Source organism: Acinetobacter guerrae (assembly GCF_009372255.1).
Taxonomy (GTDB): domain Bacteria; phylum Pseudomonadota; class Gammaproteobacteria; order Pseudomonadales; family Moraxellaceae; genus Acinetobacter; species Acinetobacter guerrae.
Window position 1 is genome coordinate 13,841 of record NZ_LXGN01000007.1, and the last position, 12,607, is coordinate 26,447.

General features: G+C 36.9%; 9 protein-coding genes and 1 CRISPR repeat array (1 of these 10 only partly in view). Of the genes, 1 reads left to right on the forward strand and 8 read right to left on the reverse strand.

Annotation, left to right across the window (positions count from 1 at the left end; translation table 11 throughout):
- Window positions 1-440: direct repeats of the CRISPR family, unit length 28 nt; unit sequence TTTCTAAATGGCGTATGCCGCCATGAAC; it begins 68 nt to the left of the window's first position.
- A 132-nt stretch (window positions 441-572) separates the two neighbouring features.
- Genes cas6f through cas1f form a run of 6 tightly spaced genes read right to left on the reverse strand, consistent with a single transcriptional unit; the run spans window position 573 to window position 8,715 of the window.
- Window positions 573-1,166: a type I-F CRISPR-associated endoribonuclease Cas6/Csy4 gene (gene cas6f, locus A7A69_RS05650; RefSeq protein ID WP_152876548.1), complete on the reverse strand. Its 594-nt coding sequence runs from the start codon at window positions 1,164-1,166 to the stop codon at window positions 573-575.
- Window positions 1,167-1,168: 2 nt separating this feature from the next.
- Window positions 1,169-2,182: a type I-F CRISPR-associated protein Csy3 gene (csy3, locus tag A7A69_RS05655; protein WP_152876549.1), complete on the reverse strand. Its 1,014-nt coding sequence runs from the start codon at window positions 2,180-2,182 to the stop codon at window positions 1,169-1,171.
- 23 nt (window positions 2,183-2,205) lie between these two features.
- Window positions 2,206-3,090, reverse strand: coding sequence for a type I-F CRISPR-associated protein Csy2 (gene csy2 / locus A7A69_RS05660; RefSeq protein WP_152876550.1), 885 nt, complete (start codon window positions 3,088-3,090; stop codon window positions 2,206-2,208).
- The gene (gene csy1, locus A7A69_RS05665; protein WP_152876551.1) at window positions 3,090-4,340 is read right to left on the reverse strand and encodes a type I-F CRISPR-associated protein Csy1; all 1,251 of its coding nucleotides are present in this window, start codon (window positions 4,338-4,340) and stop codon (window positions 3,090-3,092) included. The genes csy2 and csy1 overlap by 1 nt, the downstream gene beginning before the upstream one ends.
- Before the next feature lie 23 nt (window positions 4,341-4,363).
- Window positions 4,364-7,753 (reverse strand): type I-F CRISPR-associated helicase Cas3f, encoded by a 3,390-nt coding sequence (gene cas3f, locus A7A69_RS05670; RefSeq protein WP_152876552.1) that lies wholly within the window; start codon window positions 7,751-7,753, stop codon window positions 4,364-4,366.
- Window positions 7,750-8,715 (reverse strand): type I-F CRISPR-associated endonuclease Cas1f, encoded by a 966-nt coding sequence (gene cas1f, locus A7A69_RS05675; RefSeq protein ID WP_152876553.1) that lies wholly within the window; start codon window positions 8,713-8,715, stop codon window positions 7,750-7,752. The genes cas3f and cas1f overlap by 4 nt, the downstream gene beginning before the upstream one ends.
- Before the next feature lie 573 nt (window positions 8,716-9,288).
- Between cas1f and A7A69_RS05680 the strand changes: the two genes are divergently transcribed.
- Window positions 9,289-11,118 (forward strand): monovalent cation:proton antiporter-2 (CPA2) family protein, encoded by a 1,830-nt coding sequence (locus tag A7A69_RS05680; RefSeq protein ID WP_152876554.1) that lies wholly within the window; start codon window positions 9,289-9,291, stop codon window positions 11,116-11,118.
- A gap of 67 nt (window positions 11,119-11,185) precedes the next feature.
- On the opposite strand, the gene A7A69_RS05685 is transcribed toward A7A69_RS05680, so the two are convergent.
- Window positions 11,186-11,530 carry a hypothetical protein gene (locus tag A7A69_RS05685; RefSeq protein ID WP_152876555.1) on the reverse strand — a complete coding sequence of 115 codons (345 nt, stop codon included), beginning with the start codon at window positions 11,528-11,530 and terminating at the stop codon, window positions 11,186-11,188.
- 126 nt (window positions 11,531-11,656) lie between these two features.
- Entirely contained in the window at window positions 11,657-12,562 is a 906-nt protein-coding gene (locus tag A7A69_RS05690) for a LysR family transcriptional regulator (RefSeq protein WP_120369415.1), read from the reverse strand.
- Window positions 12,563-12,607: the final 45 nt, after the last annotated feature.

Here is a 12,607-nt window from a genome sequence, read left to right on the forward strand (position 1 = left end):
TAGCGTATACCGCCATGAACGTACTTCTTCAGGAGTTTGCGTTAAAGGTTTTTTTCTAAATGGCGTATACCGCCATGAACAGTCACTTGATGATGTTTATTGTTGGGAGGATTTTCTAAATGGCGTATGCCGCCATGAACTATGTCTGACAGCCAACGACCCCAAAACACAATTTCTAAATGGCGTATGCCGCCATGAACTGTTTTACCTATAATTTCTATATTGCCATGATTTTCTAAATGGCGTATGCCGCCATGAACACTTAAAGCTATCTTTTGAAGCCTTGGCTCAATTTCTAAATGGCGTATGCCGCCATGAACGGTGCTGCCTTTATTGCCTACTACACCAAACATTTCTAAATGGCGTATGCCGCCATGAACGTTGAATGGTCGATCACCAGACATGATTTTTCTTTCTAAATGGCGTATGCCGCCATGAACAGTAAGAATAAAGCAAAAAATAAAGTTATAACAGTGCTTTATCCCTAAAAAGTATGAAATACCCAAAGTTTTAAAGCAAAGTTACAACTTATTGATTTTATTAAGTTGTTAAAGAGTGTAAAAAATATTGGGTTAAAACTCTGGTACTGTGGATGTACGGCTTAATCCATAGCTTCCAAATTTTCCAATATTTGCTTCATCAATACATTTTTTTCCAATAATCAAACGGAAGTTCATATCATTGGTTTGGCTTTTCATATTGATATAAGGTTCAAAAGTCTCCGTCAGATCCAATGCTTTAAAGTGTTCCTGTGCTTCTTCAATTGAGATTCCACGGCGTTCTGCCTGATGAACAACACGCTGCTCAACTGTCAATTTTGGATTAACTTTAAAATAAGTAGCATAGCCGTTAATCTTATCCGCAGGAACTTTACGAGCAGATAATACATGTACATAATCTTGCAGCCTTGCTAACCAATGAGTTAGATTCAGTTGCTCCAATGCTTCGACTGAATCCGCAAAAATACGAATTTTATCGCCTAAATAGCCCAATTTTTTCTGCTGAATTAAGCGATATTTAGGAAAAGATACGCCGTAACTAATCTTTCCCTCTTCATCGGCTTGTTCAGCAAAGGCAATGTGTAATTGGGTATAAACTTTTGACCAAATTAAATGCAGAGGTATTTCCTCCTGCTCTAATAAAGTAATTTCTAAATAATAGAGCATAGTTAATCCTTGCTACTTTGACCAAAGACACCACCCCGTACTAAAACTGCCATGACATAATGCTCTTGTTCAGGATTTTCAAGTGATTCACCCAAAGCATATTTATCAAATAAAGTAAAAAAGTCTTTTTTATCTTTCGGGGTACGATAGGCTTTGCCAAGGTTAGTCACAGCACCATATGGCTCAATCGCAATTGCTGTTTTTTTCTCATCAAATTCTGGATACCAAGTATCTATAGTACGCAAAGCATTACCTAACTTTTGTGAATGCATTGCTGCAACATCATTTACATGGTAAAGAATTTTACTTTTTTCACCTTTACCTTTATCTAATACAAGTTCTTCACTTGGATAGACTTCTTGACCTTTACCCACCAGAGCATAAGCTTCAACTTTAATCAGTAAATAGGGAATTTCTCCTTTTAAAGCACTTGCAATTTGATGAGCTAGATTTTGTATATTTTCATCTTTAGCATCAAAATTATGCAATGGGTAATTTAAAGCATTAAATGTCACTGCTGCTTGATCATTCACAGTCACAACCACTTCTACTTTTTCAGCGCCAACGCGGTTACGCCATAAAAAACGTGCATTGGCGATATTGAGTGCATAACGTTTTGCAAGCTCACTAAAGCCATACGTAGTAATATAATTTTTAGCAACGTCATTATATGATTTTAAGAAAATTTCATTATTACAAGAAGATGGGTTTTCAACCCCACCCAATACTTTTAAGGTAAATCCAACTTTTAAAGTATCCTGATTTTCGCCTAAAGCACAAGCATCAACTTTTTGTAAATTAGCCTTTTCAACTTCTGCATTCAGCTTTAATGGATCACCTGCAACCGCAGGTTTTAAACGGTTTGAGATCGTACCACGCACAGATTTTTCAATCAGTTTTAAAGCGCTTTGTTCATTTCGTTTATCCCAATTTGTTCCATATAAATAACCGTCAGATGGAACCAATTTTTTTTCAAATGCAAGTACACTTGCAACTACTTTGTCATTTTTAGCCATGATTTTTCCTTTTAACGATTAAATTAGTTTGTTGTTAAGTTTTGGCAAAGATAAAGATTATTTTCTAAATCAACATGATATTGCCATAGTAGTTGATCGATACTTTCAATACGATAAGGCATAACAAACTCCCCAAGCGTCAAAACAGCTTCCGCAAAACGGTGCGGTGTATCGGAATCACGTTGATTTTTAGCAATACCTAATTCAGAAATTCCCTGAAAACCCACCGCAATGGGTACAAGCCACCCCTTTTCTTTTCGGCTGCTTGACCACGTGATTTTTCCATCATCATCTATTTGAGAACTATGTGTGACCTTTAAATAATCCCAAATTGCCTCCAAAGCATCTTGCCCTTCTTGCATACTTTGAATGACTAAATCACGACGCTCGATCAATACATGACCAAGCATAAGTTTATTTAAAATTGGCTTGAGCTCTTGATCTTTTTGACCGTCTTCATCAAAATCTAAAATTTGCTGATCGTACACAGCCAAAACATCCCCACCCGCAAACTTCATACTATTTAAAATTTCAGGCAGAATAGTTAAAAGCCCCCCTCTTTGTTTTTTCCCAAGATTTTCTACTTCAATTAAAAGAGAAACCTCTAAATGACAACGTGCTTCTTCAATAAATGCAGGTCGGCTACCATCCTTATCTAGTGGGTTTGCTGTACCAATAATGGAATGAACAAAATCATTTTGTCCTTTATGTGTTTGCAAGTTGAAGTCATGACAACTCACAGCAAGTCGCGTCAATTCAATATCATGCCCTTTGGCATTTAATTTACGCTGTAAGGCATGCATTGCCCCTAGCCATGCCGTCATTGCAGGAAAACCAATACTATATGGGCTACTCATGGCGTTGGCATTATGGATTTTAAGATGCGGAATTAAAATAAAGCGGCGCATTAAAAAAACTCCTTGATCTGTTGTAACGATTTCTCAACACGCTGTTTTACATTTAATAACTCACCAGTTCCCAATATATAAGCATCGCTAATCACTTTTTCATAGCTACGAATAATCCACCGTGCAATTTCTCGACTCAGCTCATCTCGCCATTCTGCATTTTCTTCACGTTCTTCTTTATAAATTTGATCCAACCAAATGCGTTGTAATTTGGGCAATCCAACATAATAGTCCTGATTTGACCATCCACTTTCGGCATATTCTCGTGTTTTTAGAGCCTGTAAGAGAACTTGATCAATGACAAATTGAATAATATTTCGAATCGCTGTACGAATATCAATATTATTAAGATCTACTTGCATAAATTTATGCAATTGAACAAAACTCTCCTGATAATTTTTTCGATATAAACATTGGGCGAAGAAGTCCGTTTTTGGTAACCGAATCGCTCTTTTTTCAATTACAGGTGGACAGCTTGAAAGTAAATAAGCTCGCCCTGCATTTTGACTATTTAAGACACTCACATTTTGTGGTTGAGTTCCGCCATAGGCTGTAACTGTTAACTCATAAATATCAGAATAACCAATCCCATCTAATTCATTTTTCTTACGATTTTCTTTGGCTTGTTTAGTTTCTTCCGAAAAACGAATTTGATCAATGGTTTGTTTTAACTTCGTAATTAATCCTGATGGCGTTAACAGCGACAATAAATGGTATTCACCCTCTGCTATTGGAAAATACACCTGTTTCACCAAATGATCTGTTTTCACAGAAGAATCCGTTGTTTTTATTTTTAAAAACTCAAAACTCAATTGTTCAAAATCAAGCTTATTTTGAACTAAAAGTTTTTTTAAATCTTCATTTTGCTGCTCAAAGCCATCTAACACTGTTGATTGATCCGTCAAAGGTAAAGATAAAAATTTAAAAACATCCATTGCAGCCGCATTACCAAAAACATCCAAACTATAATCAACATTACCACTACGCAGATAACCATCCCTCATCTTATTCGATGTTGTAATTACACTTGATGTTTTGGCACTTGGATGACTGAATTTACTTGGATGACTTACCATTGAAAGCTGAGAAACACGCTTTGCCGCATCAGGCAACCATTCATTCAAGCTAAATTTATCATCTGCCTGCTGATTTAATTCTGCAATTACAGTTTCTGTTTCTGCCTTTTTTAAACGATCTTTTAACCACAATTCTTTACGCTCGTTTAAAAAAGTATGAATACTCTCAGTCATACTTTCCCCCTATATTGTTATTACTATAAAATGATTAGTCCGAATTGTTCTGAATAATTTAACTGCTTATCTTCATCGTACTTGGGCAACATAACTTCCCCATAACGCCTTGATAATTTTTCAATCTTTTCATTAATATCCTCATTCTCATTTAATTTATCAAGTGCCTTACGACTTAAAATGTCGTGATAATCACGATTTAACCATAACCGTTGTTGTTCAATGGCATTTAACTCATAGGGCTTAATTTTGTAGAGACCACTACGATCAATATACTCACCAAAATCATCTCGTTCACAAAATGTAAGCTTGCCATTTTTCAACACAGCAAAAAGTTGAATGTTGGCGGTACTCTGTCGAAATGGCGTAAATTGTTGTGGCAATGCTGTTAAAAACCAGTTTTGCGTCAACCATGCATTCAAGGGTTTAGCACCTTGTTTTTGATATGATGTAAGCGCATCAATCATGACCGCATGCTCAAGATCTGCCAATTTTTTAATTGCCTGCAAAGGCTCATTGGCTCGAATTCTTGGAATGGCATTAACTCGAACTAAATTTTCAATATCAATCAATTTAGATAAATCTTTTGTTTCCAAAATAAAATTCGCTTTAGCAGAATCAACCTCAGACCCTGGTTTTTCAAAAGCAACTTTCGCTCCACGAAGACCTTTTAAATTATATTGCATCAGTGCAATATTCGGCTGCTGAATATCTTGTTCTAATTTACGATGCCGTAAAACACGCCCTGCTAACTGAATTATTGAACGATAAGATGACGGCTCGATAATCGCCCAATCAAAATCATGGTCTCGTCCGACTTCTTCAACTGGTGTCGCAACGAGAATAAAAATTACATCATCACCATTTGTCGTATCTAAATGTTGACGAACAACCCCATCATTGCCTGTTTCTAAAAATGCCTTAGGTTGTTCGCCCTGTTTTTCTTTACGTTTTAGCGTTTCATCTAAATGCTGCTCTTGTTTACTACGCAATAACAGCACTTGCCGACTATGGTAAGCCATTACTCGTGGCGCAACATTTGCTGACCATTCAGCATTGAGTAAATATCGGGTTAGTGCAACACAAGGCGAAATATTGGCAACACGTATCACGCCAAAAGAAACTTTTTTCCCAGTTTTAGCATCGATACTATGATGTGCTTGATGCAGCTTTTCAGCTTCAATTTTAATTCGTTCGAAATATTGCTGTTGAATACTTTCCCCTAAGCGTGGTTGTTCTTTTTCAGCCACCAAATCCTTACACTCAATAATGTAAGCTTTGTGCTTAATGATTTGCTGATTTAAGGCATCTGCACGGATTTTCACAAATTGAGCATGTGCCGTTTGATAATTTTGAATACTATTTTTTGGCTCAAGTAACTCAATTGATTGAATTTGCGTTTTAAACTCGTCGACCCACATACACTGCATATCTGTATTTTTTATTTTTTTAAATGCACAGTACAATTGCCATCCTTGTTGGTACGCGTTAAAAAAACCTTCTGCTAAAGCAGGTGGGATGGTCGCCGATGAAATCATGACTTTACGTCCAAGTATACCTGCCAAATGCACCAGTCGGGCAATCGCAATTAAATCTTGTCCATTAAAATCATCCACTTCATCAATCACTAAATCGGATGATGATAATCGCAAGCTCGGTAAAATATATTTTCCACCTCGTTTAGTTTCAGTTGCCGAGATAATATGATCAATCGTGCACACTAAAACAGGTTTATATAAAAAAGCTTTATTGCGCTCGGCTTGATTTTGAGGGAATAATGCAGCCATAAAATCAGCTTGTGGCATATTTTCATAAATCAGTTCATTGCCTAATAATTCTTCTAAAGACTCCGAACCTAATTCCTCAATATCTGCTTCTTCATATTCATGACTCGATTTATTTTTTTGTTGATGTAATTCCTGCACTGCTTTTGAACCAATTAAAATTGCCAACTCATCTTTAGCTAAACCAATATCATGTTGATAAGAATCACCCGTTTGTAAAGTTAAAGTTCTTAACCCTAGTGCCAAAATATAGCGTAATGATTGCGCATCTTTCGAAAGAGCCTGCATAATTTTGGCATTGGCAATGGTTTTGCCTTTACCTGTACTGGCCATATTGACAATAAACCAGCCTTGATCGGCTGCAATTTCATTTTTCTGGATAAATTGCTGAATGCCTTTAACCGCTTGATCTTGCCATTCAAAACCTTCTGGGCTTTTCTTTTTTAGCTTTTTCAAATCATAGGCAGGCTCCATTTCATCAGCCAAACGACTTAAAGACTGCGCAACTCGCATAGCATTATCACTGACACGCACCAAATGCTCATCAAGCTTTTGTTTGCCCTGTTTCGTTTTTGGATCGGTATTCGCTATGAGCGATAAACTAGTTTTCCAAGATTGGTCGGCATTACAAGATGAATAATAATGATCGCCTAACATTAAGCAGAGTCGAGCATGATGTAAAACGACTCGCCAACTGCCATCGTTAAAAATTTGCTCAAAGGAGCTTAACTCTTGGACTAAACGTCCCGCCCATTTTTTTAATTGTTTTGTCCATTCAACCGATTGACTTAATAGTCCTTGTTCAAATTCGAAGCATAACTTTAAACGCTGCTTATACTCTGTTTCATCCTGTTTATTTTGATAGCCCCAATTCACCTCAATGAAATCAAATAAATCTGTTAAATTTTTGGCAGGTTCATCTATATATGACTTTAGTTCTTTATCATCCCGAATATTAGGCAACCGATGATGCGACACGATCAACCATGCTACCAATTGCGCCAATGGTGGGAGCTGATCAAGTACTTTCGATTGATCTGTATTCTGTAACAGCGTATTTTTGAGCGTTTGTTCATCCCAACTGTGTTGCATGAGTAAATTTAACCATGCTTCATCAGACTGATTATTTCCTGATGATTGCACCAAGGCATTGAGTAATAAACAAGAAATCCACTCATGTCGTAATGGATCCCCCTTCTTTGCATTTTTACTTTTGTACTGTAGTTTTTCTTGAAATAGAACCGTGGCTTTGCCCCAATCATGCAATAAAGCAGAAACCGCGACTAACGCTTTAATTAACGGCAAATAATGCCAATCATTTTCCCATTTATTTTGATCTAATTTTTTCTGTGTGGTATTTACAGGCACAATACCTTCGCTATTAAACTTATTCCGATTACCCACAATCCACATCAACTCACTTCTACGCCGCCCGCGTATCCAATGACACGAAACAGCGATATTCTTCGTCACTGTCTTTTTAAGTAAACGCTTAACTGCCAATAATCCATCTTCGGTAATGACAGTCTGCCATGTGTTATCCCCAATACGATCAGCAAATGCATCTAACACACGACGAGTTCGAGGGATTGCTTTCTTTTCGCATTGGGAGATAAATGTCACAATCATAATGTGCCGTCCTCGCCTACAAAACTTTTACAAGCCTGTAATTTCACCTGATCAAACATCCAATCCAGACAACGGTAATCTGTAAATTTCTGCAACAGCTGTTGACGGAACTCTTGCTCAGACATCCCCTCTTTTGCACAAATAAATGCCCATGGTAAAACCACAGCATCCTTAATTAAATCAGCCACATCAAACACCAAAGCTCCACGGCGGGTTTTGCCATGCATGACTGCAAAACTATGTGAAATACCTAACACCCAAAGTGTGGTTGCTGCTAGTCCATAAGCCAAATAATTGCCATGATTCAAAAAGTCATTGGCTAAATCGCCCTGCTCAGGATTGCGCTCAAAACTGAGTTTGCAACGCGTCGCTGCGATTTTATAAAGTTGCTTGGTCATCTGTGCTTCAGCAAGCAACAAATCACCGACTTTGGTTTGCTGTGGAATTTTCTTTTCAAAACCAATTAAAGCTTGTTGAATATCTGCATCATCCAGATAAAAGCCCTCATCTTTTAGGTCTTTATCTTTTGACCAAATTTTACGAATAAATTCGATGCGAGCAAATTGGAACTGCTTTGCGACGTCCAACCGTTTATCATCGTCAAACCAGAAACTCATCCAACCTTGCATATATTCCGTTGGTCGATATTCATTTTGCGGCATCATCCATTCAATTTCTGATCCCATAAACAGTGGCGTCCCACCACCGCCTGTAAATCCAACCAATACCCCTGCACTGGCTAGCATACGCATGGCTGCTTGCGTAATCGATGTGCCTGTCCCCAATAAAATTACTGTGGTATTGGCAATCGGAATATTCCAGTATTGGTTTTCGTTTTTGGCCTCAGTTAAATATAAAACGCGACCATCTTTTTGCATGACTCGGCAATGTTCAAGATAATAAAGATTGGCTCGCTTAGAATGTAATATCGCTTTTAAGTCTGATGGTGAAAGTTGTTCCATTTTTATAATCGTATTGCTTTGATGTTATTAACTAAATTAACATACCTCCGTTTTTTGTTTTACATCATTTTTTCTGTTAAACGTCATAAAATGTCGTGTATATTTATCTTTACAGACAACAAATATTTTTATTTTCGATCATCACTATTTGCTTTAAATCAAGCATAAAATCACTTTCATATTGATCAAATTTCCCTTTATCCAACACATATCAGGTTAAAATACATTTTATTATTACAGATCGATCTAACTGGTAATGCAATCAAGCAATACCGCCATCAACCTCTAATTTTTATGATGATAAATGAATCAAGTAAGATGATTAGATCAAGCCGTGTTAGTACAACATTTTGAACTTTTTATGATTTTTAATGATTTCAATTTTCAAATCTTCCAAAGTCTTTTTATTATTTTCACTGATTTTTCAATAAATTTAAGCAAATTTTCAGAAAAACTTGAGTTAAAAACTCAAGTTTTCTCTATAAAATAGTAAAACATTGCTATGATCTATCTGACATATAAACAACTATGATCTCTTTTTTAACACCATTTTAGTTCTTTGGACACATTTTCATGGCAGCAGAAGCACATTCTCTTGGATTACTTAGTCCAGTTATTTTACTTGCTGCGGCAGTAATTGCCGTTCCAATATTTAAAAAATTGGGATTAGGCTCAGTCCTTGGCTATCTGGTTGCAGGTTTAATTATTGGTCCTTTTGGTTTTGCATTTATTCATGATCCTGCCTCTATTTTGCATATCGCCGAACTTGGCATTGTGATGTATCTCTTTATTATTGGAATGGAGATGCAGCCCTCACATTTATGGAATATGCGACGAGATATTTTTGGTTTGGGTACATTACAAATCACTTTTTGTACTATCGGGTTGACGAGCATTGGACTACTTTATGGATTCCCTTGGCAAATCGCTTTTATTGGAGCAGCAGGTTTCGTACTAACTTCAACTGCTATTGTCATGCAAATATTAGGAGATCGTGGGGATTTAAGTCAGCCCAATGGTCAAAAAATTGTTGCTATTTTACTGTTTGAAGATCTACTCATTGTGCCTTTGCTTGCCATCGTAGCATTTATGTCTCCCTATCAAGTGGTAGAAAGTACTCCAGATCACCTTAAAGATATTGGAATCGCATTAGCAGCCATTGCAGGATTGATTGCAGCAGGCTGTTGGCTACTCAATCCACTGTTTAAGATACTTGCTGCGGCGAAAGCACGTGAGGTGATGACCGCTGCTGCCTTACTGGTGGTACTTGGTGCCGCACATTTAATGCAAATTAGTGGTTTATCTATGGCAATGGGGGCATTCCTTGCTGGAGTTTTACTTTCTCAATCAACCTTTCGTCATCAGATTGAAGCCGATATTGAGCCGTTCCGTGGCATTTTATTAGGTTTATTTTTCCTTAGCGTAGGCATGTCGCTAAATTTATCCGTGGTACAAAATAATTGGCAACTCATTGTCAGTAGTGTTATTGCATTAATGCTAACTAAAGCAATTTTGATCTATGTCGTCGCTCGGTTCACCAAGAGTCCACATGCTGTAGCCTTAGATCGTGCAGTGATTATGGCGCAAGGCGGTGAATTTGCATTTGTACTTTTTACGGCAGCAGCAAGCGCGCAAGTGATTGATGAAACAATTAAATCCAACCTGACCGCAATTGTCGTTTTATCCATGATTTTGACTCCATTACTCGGAATCGTGGTGAAGCGCTTAATTAAATCCAATAAAACAGTCTCACTCGACGATGTCGAAATAGCCAACGATTTACACGGACGTGTATTACTCATTGGGTTTGGACGCTTTGGACAAGTTGCCAGCCAGCTTTTATTGGCGCGTGGTGTTGATGTGACGCTCATCGATACTGACATTAATATGATTCAAAATGCCACCAAATTTGGTTTTAAAATTTATTATGGTGATGGGACACGTCTGGACATTTTACATGCCTCAGGAGCCGCTCATGCACAGGCAATTATGGTCTGTGTGGATGATAAAAACATGACCAATAAAATTGTAGAATTGGTTAAACATGAATTTCCATTGGCCAAACTTTTAGTACGGTCTTATGACCGTGAACACTCCTTGTCTTTGGTTAAACACGATGTAGATTATCAGATTCGTGAAACTTTTGAGTCTGCACTATTATTTGGTGGAGCGACATTAGATGCTTTGGGTGTCGATGCAGAGGAAATCCGAAATATTACCAAAGAAATCCGCGAGTTGGATAAAGAACGTTTCGAAACAGAAATTGCGGCAGATGATGTAGAAGCAGGGATCGGTTTCCAGTTTTCAAATACTGAACATCAACCACGGCCAACATCACCATTGGTTAAACCTAAAACGCATAGTCAGCTTTTAAATGACTCAAACAATACCGATGTAAAATAATGATTTAAAACTATAAATCAAATATGGATATCTGATTAAATAAAACCGAATTCACCATCATTCGGTTTTATTTTTTCACATTTAAAAGGCTATCGGCTGATGTTATAACTGCCTTTTTCTGTTGTCTTTGATACAGACAAAGTTCACGTCCCTTTTTATTTTTCATGTGCGTTTGAGGATAATTGCCTTGTAACACCAACGCGGAATAACCAACACGATCATCAAACAACATAATGTCGCTCACTGCTTTGGCATTTTTTAAAGTACTGGCTTTGATACATGCAGTTGTGATTGCCTGATCATGCTGCTTCCAAGCCTGATCTGAGCTGGCATGAGTCATTCCAGCAACAATGCTACATACAACCAATGAGATCTTTAAAAAAACTGATGTCTTATCTGTCTGCTGTTTCATAAGGAAACCTCAAGCTATTTTTCTGAAACCATCATGAAATAAACTCAGCTAAAGGCATAGTGAATAACACAAGATTTAACAGCATTGGTCGAAAATGTTACATCTGTTATCCAATGAAAATAAAGCTTATCCAATTAAAAACTTTTCAAAATTACTGGTTCTTTGGGCAATTTCTGCAATTTCAGGAACAATTCCAGAATCACGATCAGAACGATAGATTGCACTATATTTGATCATAGGTAATCTTGGATTAAAGTTTAATACTCTTAATTTATCCTGATTAATTAAATTTTCTAATGGTTTTAACGGCAAATAGGTAATCCCCATTCCAGAAATCGTCAATCCTAATTGCGCCATTAAACTATTACAGATGATATTTTTATTTAAAGTAATTTTCTGCGATAAAAAATAGCGTTCATAAATTAAACCCGTACCCGACGTTGCGCCCTGTACAAAAAAAGAAAATTTTTCACGGCTGGCTTGTTCAAAATCAATATTTTTATTTTTTGCGATAAGTTTGGGTGAACACATCCAGACATTTTCAACACTTTTCAATGGAAGTGATTTTAATCGAACATCATCATACATATCGGGCGCAATAATAATATCAAGCTGATCATTAATAATTTGCTCAAATAAAACCCGACTGACCTCAACCGTAGGTTCTATATGTACTTTTGGATAAATTTGTCGAATTTTTTCAATAAAATCAGGGAGCCATGTCATTGCGGTTAGTTCCGTTACACCTAAGCGTAAGCGACTAATCAGCACTTTTTTATCACTCACTTTTTCAAGCATAACATCACGGCGTTCAAGAATTTCCTGACAGTAAATTAATAGCTCCCTTCCCTGTTCCGTGAGTTTGGCATTACGATTACTTCGGTCAAAAATTTCTATATCAAACGAACTTTCAAGTTCATGAATGCGTTTTGAAATCGCAGATTGTGACATATGTAATTTATCTGCCGCAGCTTCAAAACTGCCAAGCTTACATATCCACGTCAACGCTTCCATTTGCTTAAAAGTGATCATATTTATTTCCTCAAACTATTTCCTAACATAAAGCTATTTATAAAA